This window comes from Pseudomonas glycinis (assembly GCF_054871425.1).
On the sequence record NZ_JBTYHF010000004.1, the window covers coordinates 246575 to 269813 of the forward strand.

Below are 23239 nucleotides of genomic sequence, written 5' to 3' on the forward strand. Positions count from 1 at the left end.
CGTCACCCAAGCCCACTTAGATGTGGGCTTTTTATTTCTGAAAACAGACCGTGAACAGGTAGGCGAAGAACGTTTTGCCGATGCCGGTCATTTGTCATTTCAAAGGAGCGAACATCTTATGGATTATCCAAAAAGCGTACCCAGCGTCGGACTGGTCGATGGCCGCTTCGTCGATGAAAACCCGGTGGCGGGGACACCGGGTTCGTTGATTCCGGCGGTGTGGGGCAACAGCGTTACACAAGAGATTCTCAACGTGATCAAGGCGGCCGGGTTGACACCCGATGAGGCCAAAACGGATCAACTCGCCAGTGCGATCGGTGCACTGGTCGATTTCACCAAACTGAAAAATACCCCGACCACATTGGCCGGTTACGGCATCACCGATGCGGTGGGGCGGCTGCTGGCGGTCAGACAGATCGAGACGGTCGGTATTACGGTTTACAAGCCAAATCCCAAAGCAAAGCGGATCCGAGTGCGGTTGGTGGGTGCGGGTGGTTCCGGTGGCGGGTGTGGGCCGGTGCCGGCGGGCACCCAGATTCTGGGGGGAGGTGGCGGTTCAGGTGGTTACGCGGAAAGCTTGTATGACGTTACCACGCAAATGCTCGCCGGTGTCCCGGTTTCGCTGGGCGCGGGTGGTGCGGTCAGCAACTCCACAGGCCTGGCGGGCGGTGGAGCTTCTTTTGGCGCCTACATGAGTGTTTCGGGCGGTGGTGGTGGGCAAAAACTGGCGATCGTGACGTCGGCTACATCCTCTGGATTCATTCAGGGCGGTGTTGGCGGGACCGTGACGGGCGGAAATCTTTGCAATGCTCGGGGCATTTCGGGTGGATTCGGCATGAGCAACGCTAACTGGGGCTTGCTATCCGGTTGCGGAGCCGCGAGTGCGTTCGACGGAGGCGGCCCGTTCACGGGGTCGGACACCCCAGGCAGCGCCGGCACCCGTGGTTCCGGGGGCAGCGGCTCATGTTCGGTTCTGCCCACGGCCTCAGTGGTCAGCGGCGTCGGCGGCAACGCCTTCTGTGAAATCTGGGAGTACGAATAATGGCTATTTATGCACGGGTCGAGAACGGCGTGGTCGTTGAACGGATAGATACCGGTGAGTACGCGATCAGCCAACTGTTTGCTCCATCTTTCGTCGATACGATGGTTCGCGTGCTGGAGGGTCAAGAGGTCGAGATCGGTGCGCCGATCAGCAGGCTTCCGGCAGTCGTCGAAGAACTGCCTGCACAGCAGAGCCGTGGGGTAGCTCAGGCTCCCATTGTTGCGGAAGAGGAACCTGCGGCCGCACTTGTCTGGCGCCAAGCCTCTCTGGCCACGACCGAATGGTTAGTCACGCGGCATCGCGATGAACAGGATCTGGGACGCGGCACATCGCTCAAGCCCACGCAGTATCTGGAACTGCTTGAGTACCGACAGGCATTGCGCGACTGGCCTGACTCAGCGCTTTTCCCGGCGTTGAATGCCCGCCCTCTGGCACCCGCATGGCTCGCTATCAAAACAGGAGAACAGTAATGGATTACCCAAAAAGCGTCCCCAGCGCAGGGTTGGTGGATGGTAGCTTTGTTGATGAAGACCCGCTGAACGGCAGACCGGGATCGCTGATTCCGGCGAGTTGGGGCAATGGTGTCACCCAGGAAATCCTGAGTGTCGTTCAAGCCGGCGGGCTGACGCCGAGTGAAGCGTCCAACACGCAAATGCTGGGCGCACTGCGCAGCGCCCAGCTTTTTAGGACCGCCGCACCTTTCGATATCAGCCGTTCGGCGGCGACTTGCGAGTATGTTCAGCGGGCTCTTGGCAACTACGCGGGGGCGCGTGACATCCTTGCCACTACGCAACTAACTCTCGCTGACCTGGGCTGGTCGTTAGGTCTGGGTGGTAACTCGCCTTACACCGTGACCCTGCCGGACATCGACAAGGTTCCAATGGGCGCCGCCATTGCATTTCACTGCCGCAGCAATGCTCCGGTCACGATTGCTCACCCGGGCGCCGCCAAGATAAGCCCGCAGGGCGTCTTGTTGAATTCGATAGTGATCAACAGTGGCGAGAGCGCCACCATCGTCAGGGAAAGTGGAGCCTGGGCGGTACACGGGACGGCGAGTCTGAAATATGCCTCGCTTTTTTCCGGATTGACGAGTGCCCAGGGATATCAAAAACACGCCAGCGGCAATATCGATCAATGGGGCTCAGGTCTGTCGAATGCTGCTGGACTGGTCTACGTGACATTTCCAATCTCGTTTCCGAGGGCCTATTTCTCGCTCGTGGCCACACATGCGGGAGGCGATACCGCAATGATCGTGCTGAATGCCGCCAACCAGCAGGGCTGCACCTTGAAAATTCGCGATGCGAATGCGCAGTTGGCTGCCAATTGCACCGTCAACTATTTTGTAAAGGGCTATTGAATGAACACCTTCAACGTTTTATTCAGCGCCACCACCCGAGGTGTTTACGTACCCGGCATCAACTCGACGGACATCCCCGACGACGTCATCGAAATTCCTCAGGGCTACTGGATCTCGCTGCTGCAGCAACTGGCGGTGAGTGCGAAAATGATCGGGGTGCGTGCGGACGATGGCTACCCGATTCTGGTAGATCCACCGCCACCCTCGGCAGAAGAAGTCGAGGACATTGAACGTCTATGGCGCAATGCGCAATTGGCAGCCACCGATGGCATGGTTGCACGCGATCGCGATGAATTGGAGGATGGCGGTGGCACGACGCTGACCACCGGACAATATGCCGAACTGCAAGCCTATCGACGTGAATTGCGCGATTGGCCGCAAGGGTCTTCCTTTCCCTTCAGCGAGCATCGCCCGCTGGCACCGCGCTGGTTGGTAGCGACGCCCTGACCCAGCGTCACTCACAAATACTTTCGCGGAAAACTCTGGCAAATAAATGGCTGGCAAGCATAAGCCGCCAGCCGTGATTCAATCGGGACAACATCCAGGGAGGATCAAGCATCATGCAATTAAATGAAAAACACCTTATCGACATCATGCCCAACGCCCGCTCTCAAGCGGGCGTTTTTTTTTCGCCGCTCAACACCGCGATGGCCAGGCATCGCATCGATACGCCAAAACGTATCGCGGCTTTTCTGGCTCAGGTCGGTCACGAGTCGGGCCAATTGCGTTACGTGCGCGAACTGGGCAACAACCAATACCTGAGCAAATACGACACCGGCACCCTGGCGCTGCGTCTGGGCAATACGCCCGAGGCGGATGGCGATGGGCAAAAATACAGAGGGCGCGGGCTGATCCAGATCACCGGTCGTGACAACTATCGACAATGCAGCCTCGGCTTGTTTGGCGATGAGCGTCTGTTGTCGTTGCCCGAACTGCTCGAACAACCGCAGTGGGCCGCCGAATCGGCGGCGTGGTTCTGGGCGCAGAAGGGCTTGAACGAACTGGCCGACGCGGACCAGTTCAACACCATCACCCGGCGGATCAACGGCGGGTTGAACGGCTTGCAGGATCGCCTGGAAATTTGGGCACGGGCGAGGGCGGTGCTATGTCCGGCTCCTGGCGGGTGATTGGCCTGTTGTTGCTGGTGGCGGGGGCTTTCGCCGCGGCGTGGCAGTTTCAGGGCTGGCGTTACGGGCGGCAATTGGCCGACCAAGCGCGGTTAAACGCCGAAACGCAAAATCAACTCACTCTGACCGCCGCCACCGCGCAACAGGCCGAGCAGGATAAACGCCTGGCGCTGGAGCAACGGCTCGCGGCGAGTGAACAAACCCATTACCGAGCGCTGAGCGATGCCCAACGTGATCAGGATCGCCTGCGCGATCGCCTTGCTACTGCCGATGTTCGGCTGTCGGTCCTTCTCGACGCCGGCGACGTTGCCCACGGCTGTGCGGTGCCAGCCACCGCCGGCACCGGCGGCGTGGATTCTGCAGCCGTACGCGCCCGACTTGACCCGGCGCATGCTCAACGAATTATCGCCATCACCGACACCGGCGACCGTGGATTGATTGCCTTGCAGGCCTGTCAGGCCTATGTCAGAGCGCTGGCGCCCGAACATCTTGAATGATTCTGTGTATTGAAAGCATGGCCGGCTCGTGTACGGTGAAGGCATTCCACACGATCCGGAGCTCGCCGTGAAAGAGACCACCCAACTGGCCGCAGAACTGGGCCGACGTCTGCAAGTGCTCAATGCCCATGTCACTACCGCCGAGTCCTGCACAGGTGGCGGGATTGCCGAAGCGATTACGCGGATTCCGGGCAGTTCGGCCTGGTTTGAAGCGGGGTACGTGACGTATTCCAATCGGCAGAAGACCCGGCAGCTGGATGTGCCGGGCGATTTGTTCGAGACGGTAGGGGCGGTCAGTCGCGAAGTGGTCGAGGCCATGGTGCGCGGTGCGCAGCAGCACAGCCTGGCGCATTTTGCCGTGGCGGTCAGCGGTGTTGCCGGCCCCGACGGCGGCACGCCGAACAAGCCAGTGGGCACGGTATGGCTGGCCTGGGGTGTTGGCGATGAGGTTTACAGTGAGGTTCAGCACTTCCCCGGCAACCGTGATGAGGTCCGCCGACAAACGGTGAAGGCCGCGCTAGAGGGGCTTGTGCGACTAGCGGCACGAGAAATCGAAAATCAGGGGTAGGCGATCTTCGAACGCTGTGGAATAATACTGGCTACTTATACAGGTGTTGGCCGTCAGGCCTTATTGATTACGTGAGGACTTTAATGGACGACAACAAGAAGAAAGCCTTGGCTGCGGCCCTGGGTCAGATCGAACGTCAATTCGGCAAGGGTGCCGTAATGCGTATGGGCGATCAGGACCGTCAGGCGATCCCGGCCATCTCTACTGGCTCTCTGGGTCTGGATATCGCACTCGGCATCGGCGGTCTGCCAAAAGGCCGTATTGTTGAAATCTACGGTCCTGAATCCTCCGGTAAAACCACACTGACCTTGTCCGTGATCGCCCAGGCGCAGAAAGCCGGCGCGACCTGCGCATTCGTCGACGCCGAACACGCACTCGATCCAGAGTACGCCGGCAAGCTGGGCGTCAACGTCGATGATCTGCTGGTTTCCCAGCCGGACACCGGCGAACAGGCCTTGGAAATCACCGACATGCTGGTGCGCTCCAACGCCGTTGACGTGATCATCGTCGACTCCGTGGCGGCACTGGTACCGAAAGCTGAAATCGAAGGTGAAATGGGCGACATGCACGTCGGCCTGCAAGCACGTCTGATGTCTCAGGCGCTGCGTAAAATCACCGGTAACATCAAGAACGCCAACTGCCTGGTCATCTTCATCAACCAGATCCGTATGAAGATCGGCGTGATGTTCGGCAGCCCGGAAACCACCACCGGTGGTAACGCGCTGAAGTTCTACGCCTCGGTTCGTCTCGACATCCGCCGTACCGGCGCGGTGAAGGAAGGCGACGAAGTGGTCGGCAGCGAAACCCGCGTCAAGGTTGTGAAGAACAAGGTGGCTTCGCCGTTCCGTCAGGCCGAATTCCAGATTCTTTACGGCAAAGGCATCTACCTCAACGGCGAGATGATCGACCTGGGTGTGCTGCACGGTTTCGTCGAGAAGTCCGGCGCCTGGTACGCCTACGAAGGCACCAAGATCGGTCAGGGCAAGGCCAACTCGGCCAAGTTCCTGGCGGACAACCCGGAAATCGCCGCGAAGCTCGAGAAGCAGCTGCGTGACAAGCTGCTGTCGCCAGCGGTGATCGCGGACTCCAAGGCCTCGGCGGTCAAAGAGACCGAAGACGACCTGGCCGACGCTGATCTCTGATACCAGCGATGACCACCGCCGTACTGGATACCCTCGTCGCGGTGCGGCGAACCGCCATGGACCTGCTCGCACGTCGCGAGCATGGTCGAGTCGAGTTGACGCGTAAGCTGCGTCAGCGCGGCGCCGAGGCGGAGCTGATCGAAACAGCCCTCGACCGTTTGACGGAAGAGGGGCTGCTTTCCGAAGCCCGTTACCTTGAAAGCTTTGTCTCCTACCGAGCCCGTTCCGGCTATGGCCCTCTGCGAATTCGTGAGGAGCTCAGCCAGCGGGGTTTGCAACGTACCGATATCGAAATCGCCCTGCGCGAAAGCGGTATCAACTGGCAGGCGCAGCTTCAGGATACTTGGCAACGCAAGTTTTCCGGACATTTACCGATCGATGCGAAAGAACGGGCCAAGCAAGGCCGGTTTCTGGCGTATCGGGGGTTCTCGATGGAGATGATCAACCGCTTGTTCAGCGGTCGAGGGATGGACGATTAGACCGATTCAACAAAAAAGGCCCGCTATTTTTTAGAAAATAGCGGGCCTTTTTTTGCCTTCAAATTACGTTGAAAGGCTCGCGTGAGCGTTGTGCAGTGGGCGGTTTCGAATCGGCCCAGTTTTCCGGCAGATTGATAAAGTCCACCAACTCCCTCAGACGACCATGGGTACGGCCATTGAAGGCAAACGCCAGCCGCGTCAGGTGGCTGAACTGCGCATCGTCGTGTTCTTCGCCGCTGTAGGCATGTTGGTGGAACTGGTCGCTCAGGCACAGATCAGCAAACTCCTCCTGCATCCGCGCCAGTGCCTGGTCGCTGAGCTTGTGGTTCATGCGAATCACAAACTGCCGCTTGAGCCAGCGGCTGGAGTGGAAGTTGCTATAGAACTGATTGATCTCGTCCACCGCGTCTTCAACGCTGTAAACCAGTCGCATCAACTTCATATCGGTCGGCAGGATATAGCGGTTTCCTTCCAGCTGATTGCGGATGAAGTCCAGCGCACCTTGCCAGAAGGTACCGCCCGGAACATCCAGCAACACCACCGGCACCAATGGGCTTTTGCCGGTCTGAATCAGCGTCAGCACTTCCAGCGCTTCATCAAGGGTGCCAAACCCGCCCGGGCACAGTACCAGCGCGTCTGCCTCTTTGACGAAGAACAGTTTGCGGGTGAAGAAAAAGTGGAATGGCAACAGATTATCGGTGCCGTCGACGGTGGGGTTGGCATGTTGTTCGAAGGGCAGGGTGATGTTGAAACCCAAGCTGTGATCTCGACCGGCTCCTTCGTGGGCGGCGGCCATGATGCCGCCGCCGGCGCCAGTGATGACCATCATCTCTGCACGCGTCAGCGCTGCGCCGAGTTCGCGGGCCATCGCGTATAGCGGATGTTCCACTGGCGTACGTGCCGAGCCGAACACGGTGACTTTGCGCCGGCCCTTGAATTGCTCAAGCACGCGAAACGCCTGCTCCAGTTCACGCAGGGCTTGCAGGGTGATCTTGGCGTTCCAGCGGTTGTGGTCTTCCTGAGCCATGCGCAGCACGGTCAGGATCATGTCGCGGTAGATGGGGATGTTCGGGCTGTCGGTGGAAACACGGTTGAGTTGGGCTTCGACCTGGCTGATGAGGTCGCCGCTTTCTTGAAAATGACGGCTCAAGAGGTCATTCGGTTGATAAGGCATTCAACGTCTCCTTCTGTACAGAGCGGGTAGCCCGGACAACCAGCGTCCGGGCCGCACTGCAAAAACACACAGGGCCGGCAGTTCCATTTCTGCCGTTAATGAATGATCGGGGATACTCTCAATCTAGACCCTCGCACGCATTCGCGCTGACTTGAACAGTGCGCTGTAACGTTTTGCCTGGCAACCGCTTACTGGTTTGCGCCAAAGCGTCGCCGCTCGTCTGAACGTGTCGCAAAGGGCCATCACTCTGATTTACTCAAATACAGACGTCGCAAGACAACCTTGCGCTTGCGCAAGGCCAGGCAATTCAAGGATTCGTGGGTGGCAAGGAGGCGGGATGCATGGTCAGAGTGGTTCTGGAGATCGATACTCAGCTGTATCGAATGTTGCAGGAGTCGGCCGAGACGCATCAATTGAGTCTCGAAGAAGAGTGCTGCCGACGATTGGCCGGCGGCGAACGCCGCTCGCGCTATCTGCAGGCGCTAGTGGCGGAACTGCGCGCCGAGGATGAACAGCGGCGCGCCAAGGCTTCGCGCTGATTACTTCTTCTTTGCTGGCGCGGCTTTCGGGCAATCGGATTCCTGATAGCTGGCCGAACCGATCGCTTTGTTGGTTTTCACTTCGGTGAAGTCGTAACGCATGATCGCGCCTTTGGCCATCAGCTTGCGATACGACGGGTTGTTGCAGACCGACGCGCCCAACTGGAAATACACAGCCTTGGGATCGGCGCGCATCTTGTCGGCGTGGCTCTTTTGCACGCTCAGATGGTTGATCAGCTGTGTGCCTTCGACGGTGTAGCCTTGATCAAGAATGTCTTCATTGATCGCCCGTGGCGTGCCGACGCTGCTTTGGGCGGCGACGTTGCGCAGCTCTCGGTTCAGATTCTGCTCACTCAGGGACGCAGCCTGAGCGGTAAAGGACGACGCCAGCAGAATGGCAGCGGTGGGAACGATAAGGCGCAGCATGAAACTCTCCTGATTCGGTGACTGGTGGTTCGACCCGTCACGGGGCGGTGCGTTCAGTGGCGGCGAATTATAGGGGAGCCGGTCTGGACGGTACAGGCTTGCGGCCGTCGCTCTGGTAAACTGCCGGCCTTTATTGCCCTGCCGAGTGTCGTTCGTGTCGAGTTTTCCTGTCTGCCGGTGTTGCCTGCGATGATCCATGCCCCCAACGCCGTGGCCCGCCTGCGCGATCAGCGCGAGGACGAAGGCATCAAGCCGATTCAGGCGCGCGGCTTTCGCTCCGAGCGTTGCCGCGATTGCAGGGTCATCATCAGTCATTGCCTGTGCGCGTGGCGGCCAAGCGTCGACACCCGTTCCGGCGTGTGCCTGATCATGACCGGCAAGGAAGTGTTCAAGCCAAGCAACACCGGCTGGCTGATTGCCGATGTGGTGCGCGACAACCATGCGTTCATCTGGTCACGCACCGAGCCCGACCCGCGGATGCTTGCATTGCTCAACGATCCGCAGTGGCAGCCGTATCTGGTGTTTCCGGGTGAGTATGTCGAACCGTCGCGGGTGACCAACACGGTGACAGTCGATAGCAGCAAGCGCCCGCTGTTCATACTGCTGGATGCGACCTGGACCGAGGCGCGCAAGATCTTTCGCAAGAGTCCGTATTTCGACCGCTTGCCGATCCTCAGCCTGCTGCCCGACAAACTCTCGCGCTATCGCTTGCGCCGTTCGACCCGCAGCGAGCACCTGTGCACCGCCGAAGTCGCAGCGTTGTGCCTGGAACTGGCCGGTGACAGCGCTGCCGCTTCGGCGCTGGACGCCTATTTCGATGTGTTCAGCCAGCATTACCTCGGTGCCAAGCAGCAACTGGACATGAATGAATCAACGCCCGCTCACGCCGAGCTGCTGCCCTATATACGAAAGCCGCAGCCGGAGTTGGCCCGATAGTGGCCCATACTGTCGACAGCGCTGGCCATCTTGCTTGACCACCCCGGCTGCGCTGGGCATGCTTGGCGCCGATTAGGGTGCGGCCAAGGTTTGAGACGCCGTGTTTGCTGTTGATTGGCGTCGAACGTGCCCCTGTGGATATCGCTGCCAAGCGTTGTCTCGAGTTGCTTTGGCCAGACCGGAATCTACCGCGTCTGCCATCAAAAACAGGATCATTTGAAAAATGGCCACATACGACATCCTGATTGCCGATGATCACCCCCTGTTTCGCAGCGCCCTGCACCAAGCGGTGACGCTGGGCCTTGGCCCGGACGTGCGGCTGGTGGAGGTGGCGAGCATCGCCGAACTGGAAGCGCGCCTGACCGAAAAGGCTGACTGGGATCTGGTCCTGCTGGATCTGAACATGCCCGGCGCCTATGGTTTTTCCGGGCTGGTGCTGCTGCGCGGGCAGTATCCGCAGATTCCGGTGGTGATGGTCTCGGCCCAGGAAGAAGCTTCGGTGATGGTCAAGTCCCGCGAGTTCGGCGCCAGTGGCTTCATTCCCAAATCCAGCGATCTGAGCGTGATTCAGGAAGCGGTGCGCAAGGTGCTCGATGGCGACGTGTTCTGGCCGCCGCAAGCGTTCGAAGCAGTGAGTGTGTCGGATGAAGCGAAAGCCGCCAGCGATGGCCTTGCGAGCCTGACGCCGCAACAGTTCCGCGTGCTGACCATGGTCTGCGAAGGTTTGCTGAACAAGCAGATCGCTTATGAGCTGAGCGTGTCGGAAGCGACCATCAAGGCCCACGTCACGGCGATCTTTCGCAAATTGAACGTGCGCACTCGCACGCAAGCGGCTTTACTGCTGCAACAACTTGAGTCAATTCCCAGCCAGTGATGGCTGGCGGTTTCACGCTTTTTTGACTTTCGTTGATCTAGCTTCCCCACACCTTTTTGGCTGGTTTCTTTCTTATGTCACCTTTCAAGGGCCAGACCGGCCTGAAACGCATCCTCAACGCGTCCGGCTATTCGCTCGACGGCCTGCGCGCCGCCTTCACTGGCGAAGCGGCATTCCGCCAATTGGTGCTGCTCAACGTGGTGCTGATTCCGCTGACATTCTTCCTTAATGTCAGCCGGGTCGAGCAGGCGGTGTTGATCGCGGTTTGCTTGCTGGCGCTGATTGTCGAGCTGCTCAATTCGGCGGTGGAAGCGGCCATTGACCGCATCTCGCTGGAATTGCATCCGCTGTCGAAGAACGCCAAGGACATGGGCAGCGCCGCGCAGTTCGTGGCGCTGAGCATGATCGGACTGGTGTGGGCGGTGATTCTGCTTTAAGCGATGGTCGGCAAGACGATCTCGTCGCTGCGCTGCACCCCGGCGGTGAAAGCGCGACACAGCTCGAGAAACTCGCGCATCGCCGAGGTCTGGTATTTCTGTTTGTGCCAGATGAAATAGAACTGCCGGGCCAGGTCCAGATCCGGCGTCTCCACCGGCACCAGACTGCCGCGCCGGAAGGCATCGCGCAGCGCCAGCCGCGAAATGCAGCCAATCCCCAGCCCTGATTCCACTGCGCGCTTGATCGCTTCGGTGTGTTCCAGCTCCAGGCGAATATTCAGCGCGCTGCGATGGTGACGCATGGCCTGGTCGAAGGTCAGCCGCGTGCCGGAACCCTGCTCGCGCAGAATCCATGCCTCATGGGTCAGCTCTTCCATTGTCGCACTGCCGCGTTTGGCCAACGGATGCTGCGGCGCACAAAACACCACCAGCTCATCCTCGACCCAACTCTGCACTTCGATGTCCGGGTGGCTGCAATCACCTTCGATTAGACCCAGATCAATTTCGTAGTGGGCGACCTGCTGCACGATATTGGCAGTGTTCTGCACGTGCAGCTTGACCTGACTTTCGGGGTGGCGCTGCATGAAGCTGCCGATCAGCAGGGTGGCCAGATAGTTGCCTATGGTCAGCGTCGCCCCCACTGATAGAGAGCCGAAACCGGATTTGCCATTGAGCAGGTCTTCGATTTCCTTGGCCTGGTCGAGCAGGGCGACCGCTTGCGGCAACAGTTGTTTGCCCAGGGCGTTGAGGCTCAGGCGTTTGCCGGCGCGGTCGAACAGCTGGCAGCTGGACTGGCGCTCGAGCTCGGTGATCGAAGTGCTGGCCGCCGATTGCGAGAGGTTGAGCAGACCCGCAGCACGGGATACGCTTTCCTGCTGGGCGACGGCGACGAAGACTTGCAGTTGACGGAGAGTAAATCGCATATCGATATAACCGATAACCCTTATCTTAATAATCCAGTTAACAGATATTGTCGTCGCTATTAGAATGCGATGCAATTGCGCACGTTGAGCCTCATTGAGCCGCGCAGACCAATCTCCAGGAGTCAAACGTACATGAGCAACATGAACCACGAGCGTGTCCTCAGTGTTCATCACTGGAACGACACTCTGTTCAGCTTCAAGTGCACCCGCGATCCGGGCCTGCGCTTCGAGAACGGTCAGTTCGTGATGATCGGCCTGCAACAGCCCAACGGCCGCCCGCTTATGCGCGCTTACTCGATCGCCAGCCCGAACTGGGAAGAGCATCTCGAATTCTTCAGCATCAAAGTGCAGGACGGTCCGCTGACCTCCCAGCTGCAGCACTTGAAGGAAGGCGACGAGATCATCATCTCGAAGAAGCCTACCGGCACGCTGGTTCTTGATGACCTGAACCCGGGCAAGCACCTGTACCTGCTGAGCACCGGCACCGGTCTGGCGCCGTTCATGAGCGTGATTCAGGACCCGGAAACCTACGAGCGCTTTGAGAAAGTGATCCTGGTTCACGGTGTGCGTTACGTCAACGAAGTCGCTTACCGCGAATTCATCACCGAGCACCTGCCGCAGAACGAGTTCTTCGGCGAAGCGCTGCGTGACAAGTTGATCTACTACCCGACCGTGACCCGCGAGCCGTTCGAGAATCAGGGCCGCCTGACTGACCTGATGCGCAGCGGCAAGCTGTTCAGCGACATCGGCCTGCCACCGATCAACCCGCAGGACGACCGCGCGATGATCTGCGGCAGCCCGAGCATGCTCGACGAGACCAGCGAAGTGCTCGACAGCTTCGGCCTGAAAATCTCGGCGCGGATGCGCGAGCCGGGTGATTACCTGATCGAGCGTGCTTTCGTCGAAAAATAACCTGCGAGACCTTTGGGAGCGAGTCCGCTCGCGAATGCGGTCTGTCATCAACGTTGATGTTGCATGACACGACGCCTTCGCGAGCAGGCTCGCTCCCACAGTTGGTTTTTCGGTGTGACAGTAAAAGCCCGCGCTGCCTGAGAAGGCAGCGCGGGCTTTTTCGTTTGCGAGTTTTATGCCCCGGCCGGGATGACTTCCAGCACGCGGATCTGTTCGGGCGTCGGGTAATGCCAGCGCACGTCCAGATCCCAGAACTGTGCACCATATTCACGTTCCGGCGCCGGCGTCTGATACGCCGGACGCGGATCCTGCGCCAGGCACTGCTCGATCAGCTCAACCAACGGCTCATCGAGGCGCTGAGCGTGGGCGTGCGCCTGTTTCAAAGCCGAATCCGCCCACTGCACGTCGATCAACTGCGGCGCCGCGCTGGCGATGTCATTGGTCGCCCCAGGGATGATGTCGGCATACGGCACATAGGGTTTGATATCCAGCACCGGTGTGCCGTCGAGCAGATCGATCCCGGAGATAAACAGCCGATTACCTTCGACGCTGTCCAGCTTCACCACCGATTGGCCGATGCCGTTTGGCCGGTGCGTGGCGCGGGTGGCGAATACGCCCATCGACTTGTTGCCGCCCAGGCGAGGCGGGCGCACCTTCAGGCGTGGCTTGTCTTCCAGGGCTTGGTGGAACAGAAACAACAGCCAGACATGACTGACCTGCTCCAGCCCCTGCACGGCGTCACCCTGATCGAACGGCGCGACCAGTTCCAGCACGCCACGGGCGGCCGGAGCCAGTTGCGGCTGGCGGGGGATGGCGAACTTCTCCTTGAAGCAGGAGCGCACGAAGCCGATGGGGGAGACGCTGTAAGTCATGGTCTGGGATCGAAGCGGGTAGGGCGGGCATGATAACCCGGCTCGCTTCAAGTCTGGTGGTGACAGGGCGGACGCCATCGCTGGCAAGCCAGCTCCCACAGGTTTTTGAGTGAACCTGGATTGTTCAAACACCAAAGAACCCTGTGGGAGCTGGCTTGCCAGCGATAGTCACACCGCCGATGTCAGAGGCTGAAGCCACCATCCAGCGGAATGATATTCCCGGTCATATAAGCACCCGCCGTAGTCGCCAGGCTGATCGCCAGCGCCGCCATCTCTTCCTCACGCCCCCAGCGCTTCATCGGAATCAGCGCCGTATCCTCAGCCAACGCCTGCTGATCATTACCAATATGCTGGGTCATCTTGCTCGGAAATCGTCCCGGCGCAATCACGTTGACGTTGATGTGCTGGCTCACCAGTTCCCGCGCCAGAATGCGCGATAACTGATGCAGTGCCGCTTTGCTCGGCCCATAGGCATACGCCTGCTCGCCAAACGATGAAATCCCCGCCACCGAACCGATATTGATGATCCGCGCCGGATTCGCCGCCGAGCCAGCCTTGCGCAGCAACGGCAGAAACTGCTGGATGCAACTGAACACCGACGTCACGTTGAGCTGCATGACTTTCTCCCAGCCCTTGACCGGATAACTCTCCAGCGGCGCGCCCCACGTGGTGCCGGCATTGTTCACCAGAATGTCCAGATGAGTGATCTGCTCACCCAGACGCGCGGCCAATTCCCGCACGCCTTCTTCGGTCGCCAGATTTGCCGCCACGCCGTGGCAAGTGCCCATGGCGCCAAGTTCTTCGGCGGTTTGATGGCAGGCTTCGACGTCGCGCGAGCACACGTAGACATGGGCGCCGGCCTCGACGAATGCCTTGGCGATCATTTTGCCGATACCACGAGTACCGCCAGTCACCAGAGCGGTGCGGCCTTGCAGGGAAAAGTAGGGATGCATGGCGAATCCTGAAGATTAGGGATCAGTACACCCTAGTCGTCAGCCGCGAAAAGCGGAGCCATTATTTTTGGAGGGAATGAGGGGCCATGCGGCCTGCTTCGAGTTGCAAGCCACAAGCGGCAAGTTAAAGCAGGGGCTAACTTGCAGCTTGCAGCTTGTAGCTGCTTTACGCTCTCACGCGCAGCGTGAGCCCTTTGAGGAAGTTACGCAGCAACTGGTCGCCACACGGGCGATAGTTGGTGTGGCCGACCTTGCGGAACAGCGCGCTCAGTTCAGGCTTGGATACCGGAAACTCGGCGGCTTTGAGGATAGCGTGCATGTCGTCTTCTTTCAGTTCGAAGGCCACACGCAGTTTTTTCAGGATGATGTTGTTGGTCACCGGCACTTCGATCGGCTGTGGCGGACGGCTTTCGTCCTTGCCGCGCTTGAAGATCACCAGGCCGTCGAGGAAGTGCGCGATGACTTCGTCCGGGCAGCGCACGAAGCCTTCTTCGTCTTCTTCTTTCTTGTCGAGCCAGGTGATGACATCGGCGAGCGTGACGTCCATGCCGCCCAGTTTGATGATCTCGACAACTTTCTTGTCGCTGATGTCGAGCATGTAGCGCACGCTGCGCAGTACGTCGTTATGAACCATGTCGGTATTCCTGATGCGTTGTGGGCAGCGCTCGTAAGCACTGCCGAAATGTGTGGCGGCAGTGAAAGTTCTAGAACTTCTCTTTGCCGGACAGGTAGCGCCACTGGCCGAGCGGGACCTTGCCGATCGACACGCCGCCGATGCGGATGCGGCGGATGCCGATGACCTTCAGGCCGACCGCTTCGCAGAACTGCGCGATGATTCCCGGCTGCGGGTTTTTCATGGCGAAGCGCAGGCGGTTTTCGTTCTGCCAACTGGCCTTGACCGGCGGCAGCTCTTTGCCCTTGTGGGTCAGGCCATGCTGCAAACGGTTGAGGCCGTGGGCAGCCATCTCACCTTCGACTTCGACGATGTATTCCTGCTCGATCTTCGCAGCGTCGGCGGTGAGCTTGCGCAGGATTTTCCAGTCCTGGGTGAACACCAGCAGGCCGCTGGCCTTGGGCTGCAGGTCGGCGCTGGCGGTCAGGCGCAGGAAATGCCCGCGCAACGGGCGCTTGCCGTAGCGATGCTCTTCGCTGAGGGTTTCGGCGCTGAGCGTTTGCATGGCGCTGTCGACATCCATGCCGGCGGGCGCGTTGAGCAGGATGGTCACCGGCTCCGGCGCGGTGGCCTTGGCGTCCTTGTCGAGCTCGACCTTTTGCTCGCCGACCTTGAATTGCGGCTCATCGATGACTTCGCCGTCCACGGTGACCCAGCCGCCCTCGATGAACAGCTCGGCCTCCCGGCGGGAGCAACCGACCAGTTCGATGAGGCGTTTGGAGAGGCGAATCGGGTCAGTCATGACGGGGCCGTAACAAAAAAGGGGTGGGCATTGTACCTGTGTGGAAGCGGTTAAGCCCGGTTCCATTTGCAGGCGCTGTATTCAATGTGGGAGCGAGCCTGCTCGCGAAGGCGTCCAGCCAGTCTATGTGTGCAGTGACTGGTACACCGCATTCGCGAGCAGGCTCGCTCCCACAGGGGGTTCATGGTGTGTCAGCCGTTGCCTGAGCGCTGTTGGGACTGCCGCAAGCGCATATGCAGCAGCGGATACGGCTGGCCCATGCCATCGACCTCGGAGCGGCCGATCACTTCAAATCCCTGCTTTTCATAAAAACCCAAGGCTTGCGGGTTCTGCTCATTGACGTCGAGTTCATCGGCGTTGAGCCGTTCGATCGCATAGCGCAGCAATTGCTTGCCCAAGCCTTGACCACGATGATCAGGATCGATGAACAACATTTCAATCTTGCCCGCCGCCACACCGGCAAACCCGGTGATGCGCTGCTGGCGGTCCTTGGTGCAGATCAGCATGACCGCGTCGAGATAGCGGGTGAGCACCAGATTGCGCAGCAGCTCGATATAGCTGTCCGGCAGGAACCGATGAGTTGCACGGACCGAGGCCTCCCAGACCCGGGTCAGTTCTTCGTAATCGCTGATTTTCGGTGTGTGAATGACCGAATGCTGACGCATGTGCGTGTGCCTCTTGTGCGGTTCAAGGGAGTCCGTCCCCCGCTAAACGATAGCCGCAAAAAAGCCCCGTATCTCGGAAAAGAGCGGGGCTTCTGGATACAGCGCTATCCCCCTGTGGGGAGCGAGCCTGCTCGCGAAGGCATTGTGTCAGGCAATATTTACAGCGACTGACCCAGCGCATTCGCGAGCAGGCTCGCTCCCACAGGTATTTTGCGGTGCTTAGATCTGCTCAGCCCACAGGTCGTATTCGTCGGCGTCAGTCACCTTGCACCAGACCTTGTCGCCCGGCTTCAGGTTGCTGCCATTGTCGATAAACACGTTGCCATCGATTTCCGGGGCGTCGAAGAAGCAGCGGCCAACCGCGCCTTGTTCGTCAACTTCATCCACCAGCACTTCGATCTCACGACCGATGCGCATTTGCAGGCGTGCCGAGCTGATCGCCTGCTGGTGCGCCATGAAGCGCTCCCAGCGATCCTGCTTGACGTCGTCCGGCACCACTTCCAGATCCAGATCATTCGCTGGCGCGCCGTCAACCGGCGAGTACTGGAAGCAGCCGACGCGGTCGAGCTGGGCTTCGGTCAGCCAGTTGAGCAGGTACTGGAAGTCTTCTTCGGTTTCGCCCGGGAAGCCGACGATGAAGGTCGAACGAATGATCAGGTCCGGGCAGATTTCGCGCCAGTTCTTGATGCGCGCCAGAGTCTTGTCTTCGAACGCCGGGCGTTTCATCGACTTCAGGACTTTCGGGCTGGCGTGCTGGAACGGGATATCCAGGTACGGCAGGATCTTGCCGGCGGCCATCAGTGGAATCAGCTCGTCGACGTGCGGGTACGGATAAACGTAGTGCAGGCGGACCCAGACGCCCAGGGTGCTCAGCGCCTCGCAAAGCTCGGTCATGCGGGTTTTCACTGGCGCGCCGTTCCAGAAACCGGTGCGGTATTTCACATCAACGCCGTAAGCGCTAGTGTCTTGCGAGATCACCAACAGCTCTTTAACGCCGGATTTGACCAGGCGCTGGGCTTCGTCGAGCACATCGCCAACCGGACGGCTGACCAGTTTGCCGCGCATCGACGGGATGATGCAGAACGAGCAGCTGTGGTTGCAGCCTTCGGAAATCTTCAAATACGCGTAGTGGCGCGGGGTCAGCTTGATGCCTTGCGGCGGCACCAGGTCGATCAGCGGGTTGTGATCCTGACGCGGCGGCACCACTTCGTGCACGGCGTTGACCACTTGCTCGTACTGCTGCGGACCGGTCACGGCCAGCACGCTCGGGTGTACGTCGCGGATGTTGCCTTCTTCCACGCCCATGCAGCCGGTGACGATGACCTTGCCGTTTTCCTTGATCGCTTCACCGATCACTTCCAAAGATTCAGCCTTGGCCGAATCGATGAAGCCGCAGGTGTTGACCACCACGACGTCGGCGTCCTGATAGGTGGACACCACGTCATAGCCTTCCATGCGCAGCTGGGTCAGGATGCGCTCGGAGTCGACCAGTGCTTTCGGGCAACCCAGAGATACAAAGCCAACCTTTGGATTGGCCGGCGCAGGAGTGGTGGACATGTCTAACCTCGGTGTTTTGTGACGTCGCTGGCCACGCGCGGCAGCTGACGGATGGGCGCTTGAGATGCGCCTCTGATCAAAAAGTGCGCAATTCTAGCGGCGGGCAACGCACTTGACCAGCTTTATACGGGGAAATACGACGAGTGCTGCGCTATGCTTCGCGCCGTTGAGCTTTACCGATTTCGTGCAGTCAATCATTGGTCTGTAACAACAGGTAAAACAGCGCATGCTGCAACTCAAAGCATAGTGCTTCCTTCAAAGAAGCCGGTATCGAGATCAGGAGTGTTGGATGGGTCAGGCAAGTAGTCATGCGGCGGGCGCCGAGGGTTCGGCAAGCAGACCGCTGAGCATGCTGGTCGCGGCGGTCGGGGTGGTTTATGGCGACATCGGCACGAGCCCGTTGTACACCCTCAAGGAAGTGTTTTCCGGCGGTTATGGTGTGCCGGTCAATCACGACGGCGTGCTCGGCATTCTGTCGTTGATCTTCTGGTCGCTGATCTGGGTGGTCTCGATCAAATACATGATGTTCGTCCTGCGCGCCGACAACCAGGGCGAGGGCGGCATCATGGCCCTGACGGCACTGGCACGGCGGGCAGCGGCGGGGCGCAAGCGTCTGCGCACGCTGTTGGTGGTGTGCGGGCTGATCGGCGCGGCGCTGTTCTATGGCGACAGCATGATCACCCCGGCCATTTCGGTGCTGTCGGCGATCGAAGGCCTCGGCCTGGCGTTTGAAGGCATCGATCACTGGGTGGTGCCGCTGTCGCTGGTCGTGCTGGTCGCGCTGTTTCTGATCCAGCGCCACGGTACTGCGCGGATCGGCATTCTGTTCGGGCCGATCATGGTCACCTGGTTCCTCGTCCTCGGCGCCCTCGGTGTGTACGGCATCAGCCACACCCCGGAAGTGCTGCACGCGCTGAACCCGATGTGGGCGGTGAATTTTTTCGTCGTGCACCCGGGCATGGGCGTAGCGATCCTCGGCGCGGTAGTGCTGGCGCTGACCGGCGCCGAAGCGCTGTACGCCGACATGGGCCACTTCGGCCGCAAGCCGATCGCTCGCGCCTGGTTCCTGCTGGTGCTGCCGGCGCTGGTGCTCAACTACTTCGGCCAGGGCGCATTGCTGCTGGAAAACCCTGACGCAGCGCGTAACCCGTTCTACCTGCTGGCACCGAGCTGGGCGCTGATTCCGCTGGTCGGCCTTTCGACCCTGGCCACGGTGATCGCTTCGCAAGCGGTGATTTCCGGTGCGTTCTCCCTGACCCGTCAGGCGATCCAGCTCGGTTACATACCGCGCATGTACATCCAGCACACCTCCAGCGATGAGCAAGGCCAGATCTACATCGGCGCGGTGAACTGGGCGCTGATGGTCGGCGTGGTCCTGTTGGTGCTGGGCTTCGAATCCTCCGGTGCACTGGCCTCGGCTTACGGCGTGGCGGTGACCGGCACCATGCTGATGACTACCATTCTGGTGTCCGCCGTGATGCTGCTGCTGTGGAAGTGGCCACCGATCCTCGCGGTGCCGGTGTTGCTTGGCTTCCTGCTGGTGGACGGTCTGTACTTCGCCGCCAACGTGCCGAAAATCGTCCAGGGCGGCGCCTTCCCGGTGATCGCCGGTATCGCGCTGTTCGTGCTGATGACCACCTGGAAGCGCGGCAAACAACTGCTGGTCGAACGCCTCGACGAAGGCGCGCTGCCGCTGCCGATCTTCATCAGCAGCATCCGCGTGCAACCGCCGCATCGCGTGCAGGGCACCGCCGTGTTCCTCACCGCCCGCTCCGACGCCGTGCCCCATGCCTTGTTGCACAACCTGCTGCACAACCAGGTGCTGCATGAGCAAGTGGTGTTGCTGACGGTGGTCTACGAAGATATCCCCCGTGTGCCGCCATCGCGGCGCTTCGAGGTCGAAGCGCACGGAGAGGGTTTCTTCCGGGTGATCCTGCACTTCGGCTTCACCGACGAGCCGGACGTGCCGCAAGCGTTGAAGCTGTGTCATCTGGATGATCTGGACTTCAGCCCGATGCGCACCACCTACTTCCTTAGCCGGGAAACGGTGATTGCCTCGAAACTTGAGGGGATGGCGCGTTGGCGAGAGGCGCTGTTTGCGTTCATGTTGAAGAATGCCAATGGCAATTTGCGGTTCTTCAATCTGCCGTTGAACCGAGTGATCGAGTTGGGGACGCAGGTGGAGATGTAAGCCTCGCTTCAACTGAAAAGCCCCCGTCAGCTTCAAGGCTGGCGGGGGCTTTTTTGTGCCCGCACATAAACCTCGAACCCACGCAAATCCCCTGTGGGAGCGAGCTTGCTCGCGAAGGCGTAGTGTCAGTCGACAATCTGTTTAACTGACCCTCCGCATTCGCGAGCAAGCTCGCTCCCACAAGGGTTCTGTGGTGTTAGTGGCTTTCAGGCGATTCTTCTTCAGATTCGGTCTTTGTGCGAGCAGGTCGCGGCATCAGCGCTTGAATCACATCATCAATCAAGGCTTTGCCCATCACCGTCAGATAATGCGCCGCCCAGGCATGGCGGTCGGTGTCTCTGATGAAGGCAGCGTCCTCGGCGAAGGATTTGGCGAGGGACAGCAGGTCGGAGGATTGGGACAAGGCATCGATGATCGGGATGCCGGCGCGGACGTTGAAGAACGCTCGATCCGAGTTGTAGAGGAAAGGGGTGAAGCCGATGGTTTTAGCGTTTGCAAGTCCGTGCAGATCAGTTTCGGTCATCGTGTTACTCCTTGGTTCGAAGTGCCGCGACTTTCGTTACCACGCGAAAGGGAGGCAACTGTACGCAGGGTGGTAAACCGGGAACCAAGGAAACCGGCACGCCCGAAAGCGTCCCACGCACAGCCGCCATAACTTGAGGAGCGCGCTGTTGCGATGGTTTCTCCGGGTTACCACACCCGATCGCTGAATGGGTCAGCGACGTCCGGAGAGTATCCCGTCGAAAAACAGCGCAATAGAGCGGCAAAGCGCCCGAACACGAGTTTCGGAGTTTGCCTACAAGGTCTGTGGGCGTCATCTGATATTGCGAAACTGGAAGTAAACGATACTAAACGTCTGACACGAACACAGCCATGACGATATGCGGGCAAGGTATGCAGCGATTAGTGATTTACCCAAGGGCTTGACGACCCGGCCTCGGTAGTGAGACAAGTGTCCACGTTTTATGGAATGTGGACACTTGAGGTTTTGATCTAAATGAAGAGTCAAGACATTTTACTATTGTTCAAAATGGCCAGTCTCCACGCTCAGGAAGAGAACCTCATGGGGGAGATGGAGGCCGAATCGAATTCGGACAGGGTCGAAGAGCTGCTCAGGCCTTATGTCGTCAGCCGAATGACCGCAGGGCAAAGTGTGGGGAAGCCATTGGTCACCTATTCCACTGATGGGGAAGACACTCTCTTCCTGCGCCGCGAATTCGACTCGCCTTTCGCTGATGGGCCAGGTTGGGAGGGATGGGCGGAACCGGCATCTGATCCACCGCTGACAAGTTGGAGTGATCGGTACTCCTTACGTGCGCTGTCTGCCTCTCTCGGACTGAGCAAAAGCGAAGTCTCAAATGCTCTCGCCCGGTGCCGGGAATCTGGATTGCTCATTCATGATTACGACACCGGGCTTGCCAAAGTGCACCGCCGGGAACTGCTGAAAATTACCGAGCACGCGCTGAAGTACTTCTTCCCGGTCAAGCCTGGCGCGATGGTTCGTGGCATACCCACAGGTTTTGCAGCGCCTGCGCTGTCCAAAAGCATCAAGAGTGCGGGTGGTTTGATTCCGGTCTGGCCGGATGCGCAGGGAACCGAGCGAGGCCAAGCGATCGAGCCGCTTTACAAAACAGTGCCGGAAGCGGTGAAAAAAGACCGGATTCTTTACCACTATCTGGCGCTCGCTGATGCAATCCGTCTGGGTGGTCCGCGTGAGTGTGGTGTGGCAATCAGTATTCTGAAGGCAGGGATGGGGCTGAAATAACATGTCGTCAAACGCGGATCACAACTACGAACTCATTGAGTTCGTGGCTGGAGGCTTGGGCGAGGCGTTTCTCGCCGAAGTTGCTTTTGTTGGCGGTTGCACAACCGCCATGCTGGTTACAGATACAGCCGTGCTGGACGACATTCGTTTCACTGATGACGTTGATCTAGTGATCGAGTTGGCCGGTATCAGCGCCTGGAACCAACTCACCGAACGGCTGGCGGCCAAGGGATTCAAGATCACGGGTGAGGACGAGGTGAATTGTCGTTTTCGCTTCAATGACGTTGTCGTGGATGTCATGCCTTCCGACCCTGCAGTACTCGGCTATGCCAACCGCTGGTTCGTCGAGGGGCTGGCGAGTGCGGATAAATTCACCTTGCCCAGCGGCACTGTCATCCAGATATTCCAGCCCACGTATTTTCTCGCGACGAAACTGGAAGCTTTCGCCGGTCGGGGAAATGGTGATCCTTATCACAAGGATGTCGAGGACATGATCATCTTGATCGATGGTCGGCCTGAGCTGTTGGAGGAGGTGGTCCAGGCTGACAAGGACCTCAAGGCATTCATTACAGAGGGAGTCCAGAAGCTGATGGCGCTCGATGGGGTTGGCTACGTGATCGAAAGTTCAGGCTCGGTGCAGGCGAATCCAGGCAGAGGGCAGATTATTCACAGGCGTATGAAAGCGCTGGCCAGCGCATGAGATACCTCTCCCGATCAATCACTGGGCAAGCCAGCAGAGCAAATAATGACTATGCCGGAGCTACCTGTGAGGGTGACCGTGGTTTTTTTGTTGTCGCGGATGGCACTTCAAGGCGCGGCAGTGGACAGCTGGCTGAATGCTTCGTAAGCGGCATGTTGGCGGCTCATTCCACACAGTTGGAGCAGGGGGGCTATCCTGCAGAACCCGGAGCTATCGAGCGTCTATTGGGTTCAATACTGTCGGATTTTCATGCGTCGTTGCCTGCTGATCAGACGGGAGCCATCTGTTACCTGATTGGCTTGGTCGCTCATGGCCGACTCACCGTTGCATACGAAGGTGACTGTTCATGCGGGATTGTGACGCTGTTGGGAGCCATCGAGTGGATTACGCCTCCTCACTGCAAGGCCAATTGGCGGCGCGACCGTTCGCACTGTGAGTTGGCGCAAGATCCAGCTCGAAATTCAGTAACGCGATGCTTGAAGATCAATCGGGTTCCGAACCCTGACTTTGTTTGGTGTGAACTGGAGGCTGTTGAGCGCTTGGTATTTGTCACTGATGGCTTTTGGGCGGACTTGACGCAAGTCCAGCAAAGCAGTTTGTTGGCGGCGCCGGATAGCGACTTTAGCGTTGGCGACGATGATGTCACGTGGATAGATGTTCAGCTTGGCCGGCGGGACTGACGAGTTGT

28 protein-coding genes are annotated in these 23239 nt (G+C 59.2%); 18 read left to right on the top strand and 10 right to left on the bottom strand.

Features of this window, described 5'->3' with window-relative positions; all coding sequences use genetic code 11:
- Window positions 1-118: 118 nt before the first annotated feature.
- The 9 genes from ACYSTU_RS11545 to recX all read left to right on the top strand — a co-directional run bounded on the left by ACYSTU_RS11545 (window position 119) and on the right by recX (window position 6212).
- Complete coding sequence (locus ACYSTU_RS11545; protein ID WP_498999108.1) at window positions 119-1042, top strand: hypothetical protein; 924 nt, start codon at window positions 119-121, stop codon at window positions 1040-1042.
- Complete coding sequence (locus ACYSTU_RS11550; RefSeq protein ID WP_498998525.1) at window positions 1042-1512, top strand: phage tail assembly chaperone; 471 nt, start codon at window positions 1042-1044, stop codon at window positions 1510-1512. The genes ACYSTU_RS11545 and ACYSTU_RS11550 overlap by 1 nt, the downstream gene beginning before the upstream one ends.
- Window positions 1512-2399, top strand: a complete 888-nt coding sequence (locus ACYSTU_RS11555) for a gp53-like domain-containing protein (protein WP_483587391.1) — start codon at window positions 1512-1514, stop codon at window positions 2397-2399. Before ACYSTU_RS11550 ends, ACYSTU_RS11555 begins: the two co-directional genes overlap by 1 nt.
- A complete protein-coding gene (locus ACYSTU_RS11560; protein ID WP_498998528.1) occupies window positions 2400-2846 on the top strand; it encodes a phage tail assembly chaperone in 447 nt (148 codons plus the stop codon).
- Between the two features lie 113 nt (window positions 2847-2959).
- A complete protein-coding gene (locus ACYSTU_RS11565) occupies window positions 2960-3526 on the top strand; it encodes a glycoside hydrolase family 19 protein (protein WP_498998531.1) in 567 nt (188 codons plus the stop codon).
- Window positions 3505-4023 (top strand): lysis system i-spanin subunit Rz, encoded by a 519-nt coding sequence (locus ACYSTU_RS11570; RefSeq protein WP_122751960.1) that lies wholly within the window; start codon window positions 3505-3507, stop codon window positions 4021-4023. Before ACYSTU_RS11565 ends, ACYSTU_RS11570 begins: the two co-directional genes overlap by 22 nt.
- A gap of 67 nt (window positions 4024-4090) precedes the next feature.
- On the top strand, window positions 4091-4591 hold the full coding sequence (locus ACYSTU_RS11575) for a CinA family protein (RefSeq protein WP_038861108.1): 501 nt from the start codon (window positions 4091-4093) through the stop codon (window positions 4589-4591).
- A gap of 83 nt (window positions 4592-4674) precedes the next feature.
- Window positions 4675-5733 (top strand): recombinase RecA, encoded by a 1059-nt coding sequence (gene recA / locus ACYSTU_RS11580; RefSeq protein ID WP_024011876.1) that lies wholly within the window; start codon window positions 4675-4677, stop codon window positions 5731-5733.
- Between the two features lie 8 nt (window positions 5734-5741).
- The gene (gene recX, locus ACYSTU_RS11585) at window positions 5742-6212 is read left to right on the top strand and encodes a recombination regulator RecX (RefSeq protein ID WP_024011877.1); all 471 of its coding nucleotides are present in this window, start codon (window positions 5742-5744) and stop codon (window positions 6210-6212) included.
- A 58-nt stretch (window positions 6213-6270) separates the two neighbouring features.
- Here recX and ACYSTU_RS11590 read toward each other — a convergent pair whose 3' ends face one another.
- Window positions 6271-7386 carry an LOG family protein gene (locus ACYSTU_RS11590; protein ID WP_498998542.1) on the bottom strand — a complete coding sequence of 372 codons (1116 nt, stop codon included), beginning with the start codon at window positions 7384-7386 and terminating at the stop codon, window positions 6271-6273.
- Between the two features lie 341 nt (window positions 7387-7727).
- On the opposite strand from ACYSTU_RS11590, the gene ACYSTU_RS11595 reads away from it, so the two are divergent.
- Window positions 7728-7925 carry a hypothetical protein gene (locus ACYSTU_RS11595; RefSeq protein WP_016770569.1) on the top strand — a complete coding sequence of 66 codons (198 nt, stop codon included), beginning with the start codon at window positions 7728-7730 and terminating at the stop codon, window positions 7923-7925.
- Here the strand turns inward: ACYSTU_RS11595 and ACYSTU_RS11600 are convergent, their stop codons facing one another.
- On the bottom strand, window positions 7926-8351 hold the full coding sequence (locus ACYSTU_RS11600; RefSeq protein WP_007908738.1) for a PA3611 family quorum-sensing-regulated virulence factor: 426 nt from the start codon (window positions 8349-8351) through the stop codon (window positions 7926-7928).
- A 189-nt stretch (window positions 8352-8540) separates the two neighbouring features.
- On the opposite strand from ACYSTU_RS11600, the gene ACYSTU_RS11605 reads away from it, so the two are divergent.
- From ACYSTU_RS11605 to ACYSTU_RS11615, 3 genes are all read left to right on the top strand, one after another.
- Window positions 8541-9287, top strand: a complete 747-nt coding sequence (locus ACYSTU_RS11605; protein ID WP_136492073.1) for a tRNA-uridine aminocarboxypropyltransferase — start codon at window positions 8541-8543, stop codon at window positions 9285-9287.
- Window positions 9288-9510: 223 nt separating this feature from the next.
- The gene (erdR, locus tag ACYSTU_RS11610) at window positions 9511-10161 is read left to right on the top strand and encodes a response regulator transcription factor ErdR (protein ID WP_016771412.1); all 651 of its coding nucleotides are present in this window, start codon (window positions 9511-9513) and stop codon (window positions 10159-10161) included.
- Between the two features lie 74 nt (window positions 10162-10235).
- Complete coding sequence (locus ACYSTU_RS11615; RefSeq protein WP_016771411.1) at window positions 10236-10598, top strand: diacylglycerol kinase; 363 nt, start codon at window positions 10236-10238, stop codon at window positions 10596-10598.
- Here ACYSTU_RS11615 and ACYSTU_RS11620 read toward each other — a convergent pair.
- On the bottom strand, window positions 10595-11521 hold the full coding sequence (locus ACYSTU_RS11620; RefSeq protein ID WP_024011881.1) for a LysR family transcriptional regulator: 927 nt from the start codon (window positions 11519-11521) through the stop codon (window positions 10595-10597). The two genes, ACYSTU_RS11615 and ACYSTU_RS11620, sit on opposite strands and share 4 nt — an antisense overlap.
- A 132-nt stretch (window positions 11522-11653) precedes the next feature.
- On the opposite strand from ACYSTU_RS11620, the gene fpr reads away from it, so the two are divergent.
- Window positions 11654-12433 carry a ferredoxin-NADP reductase gene (gene fpr, locus ACYSTU_RS11625; protein WP_007908723.1) on the top strand — a complete coding sequence of 260 codons (780 nt, stop codon included), beginning with the start codon at window positions 11654-11656 and terminating at the stop codon, window positions 12431-12433.
- 173 nt (window positions 12434-12606) lie between these two features.
- On the opposite strand, the gene tsaA is transcribed toward fpr, so the two are convergent.
- The 6 genes from tsaA to rimO form a co-directional block, all read right to left on the bottom strand.
- Window positions 12607-13305, bottom strand: a complete 699-nt coding sequence (gene tsaA / locus ACYSTU_RS11630) for a tRNA (N6-threonylcarbamoyladenosine(37)-N6)-methyltransferase TrmO (RefSeq protein ID WP_498998551.1) — start codon at window positions 13303-13305, stop codon at window positions 12607-12609.
- A 182-nt stretch (window positions 13306-13487) separates the two neighbouring features.
- On the bottom strand, window positions 13488-14258 hold the full coding sequence (locus ACYSTU_RS11635; RefSeq protein ID WP_498998555.1) for an SDR family oxidoreductase: 771 nt from the start codon (window positions 14256-14258) through the stop codon (window positions 13488-13490).
- 166 nt (window positions 14259-14424) lie between these two features.
- Window positions 14425-14892, bottom strand: coding sequence for a YehS family protein (locus tag ACYSTU_RS11640; RefSeq protein WP_016771408.1), 468 nt, complete (start codon window positions 14890-14892; stop codon window positions 14425-14427).
- Window positions 14893-14962: 70 nt separating this feature from the next.
- The gene (locus ACYSTU_RS11645) at window positions 14963-15673 is read right to left on the bottom strand and encodes an rRNA pseudouridine synthase (RefSeq protein WP_076566200.1); all 711 of its coding nucleotides are present in this window, start codon (window positions 15671-15673) and stop codon (window positions 14963-14965) included.
- A gap of 191 nt (window positions 15674-15864) precedes the next feature.
- Entirely contained in the window at window positions 15865-16338 is a 474-nt protein-coding gene (locus ACYSTU_RS11650) for a GNAT family N-acetyltransferase (RefSeq protein ID WP_041478078.1), read from the bottom strand.
- Between the two features lie 219 nt (window positions 16339-16557).
- Window positions 16558-17895 (bottom strand): 30S ribosomal protein S12 methylthiotransferase RimO, encoded by a 1338-nt coding sequence (gene rimO / locus ACYSTU_RS11655; RefSeq protein ID WP_024011887.1) that lies wholly within the window; start codon window positions 17893-17895, stop codon window positions 16558-16560.
- A gap of 349 nt (window positions 17896-18244) precedes the next feature.
- Between rimO and ACYSTU_RS11660 the strand changes: the two genes are divergently transcribed.
- Window positions 18245-20086: a potassium transporter Kup gene (locus ACYSTU_RS11660; RefSeq protein ID WP_371699263.1), complete on the top strand. Its 1842-nt coding sequence runs from the start codon at window positions 18245-18247 to the stop codon at window positions 20084-20086.
- Between the two features lie 196 nt (window positions 20087-20282).
- On the opposite strand, the gene ACYSTU_RS11665 is transcribed toward ACYSTU_RS11660, so the two are convergent.
- Window positions 20283-20609, bottom strand: coding sequence for a DUF3077 domain-containing protein (locus ACYSTU_RS11665; protein ID WP_123443000.1), 327 nt, complete (start codon window positions 20607-20609; stop codon window positions 20283-20285).
- A 474-nt stretch (window positions 20610-21083) separates the two neighbouring features.
- Here ACYSTU_RS11665 and ACYSTU_RS11670 point away from each other — a divergent pair, with 474 nt between their 5' ends.
- From ACYSTU_RS11670 to ACYSTU_RS11680, 3 genes are read left to right on the top strand one after another with little or no spacing between them, the layout of a single operon-like run.
- Window positions 21084-21851, top strand: a complete 768-nt coding sequence (locus ACYSTU_RS11670; RefSeq protein ID WP_123442999.1) for a MarR family transcriptional regulator — start codon at window positions 21084-21086, stop codon at window positions 21849-21851.
- Window position 21852: 1 nt separating this feature from the next.
- Entirely contained in the window at window positions 21853-22551 is a 699-nt protein-coding gene (locus ACYSTU_RS11675; protein WP_122505737.1) for a nucleotidyl transferase AbiEii/AbiGii toxin family protein, read from the top strand.
- The gene (locus ACYSTU_RS11680; RefSeq protein WP_125925226.1) at window positions 22548-23231 is read left to right on the top strand and encodes a serine/threonine protein phosphatase; all 684 of its coding nucleotides are present in this window, start codon (window positions 22548-22550) and stop codon (window positions 23229-23231) included. Before ACYSTU_RS11675 ends, ACYSTU_RS11680 begins: the two co-directional genes overlap by 4 nt.
- The last annotated feature ends 8 nt before the right edge of the window (window positions 23232-23239 follow it).

Coding starts and splice junctions, on each gene's coding strand:
- rimO (WP_024011887.1), bottom strand. CDS start 17,895: ATGTCCACCACTCCTGCGCCGGCCAATCCAAAGGTTGGCTTTGTATCT.
- ACYSTU_RS11620 (WP_024011881.1), bottom strand. CDS start 11,521: ATGCGATTTACTCTCCGTCAACTGCAAGTCTTCGTCGCCGTCGCCCAG.
- tsaA (WP_498998551.1), bottom strand. CDS start 13,305: ATGACTTACAGCGTCTCCCCCATCGGCTTCGTGCGCTCCTGCTTCAAG.
- ACYSTU_RS11595 (WP_016770569.1), top strand. CDS start 7,728: ATGGTCAGAGTGGTTCTGGAGATCGATACTCAGCTGTATCGAATGTTG.
- ACYSTU_RS11600 (WP_007908738.1), bottom strand. CDS start 8,351: ATGCTGCGCCTTATCGTTCCCACCGCTGCCATTCTGCTGGCGTCGTCC.
- ACYSTU_RS11665 (WP_123443000.1), bottom strand. CDS start 20,609: ATGACCGAAACTGATCTGCACGGACTTGCAAACGCTAAAACCATCGGC.
- ACYSTU_RS11615 (WP_016771411.1), top strand. CDS start 10,236: ATGTCACCTTTCAAGGGCCAGACCGGCCTGAAACGCATCCTCAACGCG.
- erdR (WP_016771412.1), top strand. CDS start 9,511: ATGGCCACATACGACATCCTGATTGCCGATGATCACCCCCTGTTTCGC.
- fpr (WP_007908723.1), top strand. CDS start 11,654: ATGAGCAACATGAACCACGAGCGTGTCCTCAGTGTTCATCACTGGAAC.
- ACYSTU_RS11645 (WP_076566200.1), bottom strand. CDS start 15,673: ATGACTGACCCGATTCGCCTCTCCAAACGCCTCATCGAACTGGTCGGT.
- ACYSTU_RS11680 (WP_125925226.1), top strand. CDS start 22,548: ATGAGATACCTCTCCCGATCAATCACTGGGCAAGCCAGCAGAGCAAAT.
- ACYSTU_RS11560 (WP_498998528.1), top strand. CDS start 2,400: ATGAACACCTTCAACGTTTTATTCAGCGCCACCACCCGAGGTGTTTAC.
- ACYSTU_RS11635 (WP_498998555.1), bottom strand. CDS start 14,258: ATGCATCCCTACTTTTCCCTGCAAGGCCGCACCGCTCTGGTGACTGGC.
- ACYSTU_RS11570 (WP_122751960.1), top strand. CDS start 3,505: ATGTCCGGCTCCTGGCGGGTGATTGGCCTGTTGTTGCTGGTGGCGGGG.
- ACYSTU_RS11660 (WP_371699263.1), top strand. CDS start 18,245: ATGCTGGTCGCGGCGGTCGGGGTGGTTTATGGCGACATCGGCACGAGC.
- ACYSTU_RS11590 (WP_498998542.1), bottom strand. CDS start 7,386: ATGCCTTATCAACCGAATGACCTCTTGAGCCGTCATTTTCAAGAAAGC.
- ACYSTU_RS11550 (WP_498998525.1), top strand. CDS start 1,042: ATGGCTATTTATGCACGGGTCGAGAACGGCGTGGTCGTTGAACGGATA.
- ACYSTU_RS11605 (WP_136492073.1), top strand. CDS start 8,541: ATGATCCATGCCCCCAACGCCGTGGCCCGCCTGCGCGATCAGCGCGAG.
- ACYSTU_RS11565 (WP_498998531.1), top strand. CDS start 2,960: ATGCAATTAAATGAAAAACACCTTATCGACATCATGCCCAACGCCCGC.
- recX (WP_024011877.1), top strand. CDS start 5,742: ATGACCACCGCCGTACTGGATACCCTCGTCGCGGTGCGGCGAACCGCC.
- ACYSTU_RS11555 (WP_483587391.1), top strand. CDS start 1,512: ATGGATTACCCAAAAAGCGTCCCCAGCGCAGGGTTGGTGGATGGTAGC.
- ACYSTU_RS11650 (WP_041478078.1), bottom strand. CDS start 16,338: ATGCGTCAGCATTCGGTCATTCACACACCGAAAATCAGCGATTACGAA.
- ACYSTU_RS11670 (WP_123442999.1), top strand. CDS start 21,084: ATGAAGAGTCAAGACATTTTACTATTGTTCAAAATGGCCAGTCTCCAC.
- ACYSTU_RS11675 (WP_122505737.1), top strand. CDS start 21,853: ATGTCGTCAAACGCGGATCACAACTACGAACTCATTGAGTTCGTGGCT.
- ACYSTU_RS11640 (WP_016771408.1), bottom strand. CDS start 14,892: ATGGTTCATAACGACGTACTGCGCAGCGTGCGCTACATGCTCGACATC.
- recA (WP_024011876.1), top strand. CDS start 4,675: ATGGACGACAACAAGAAGAAAGCCTTGGCTGCGGCCCTGGGTCAGATC.
- ACYSTU_RS11545 (WP_498999108.1), top strand. CDS start 119: ATGGATTATCCAAAAAGCGTACCCAGCGTCGGACTGGTCGATGGCCGC.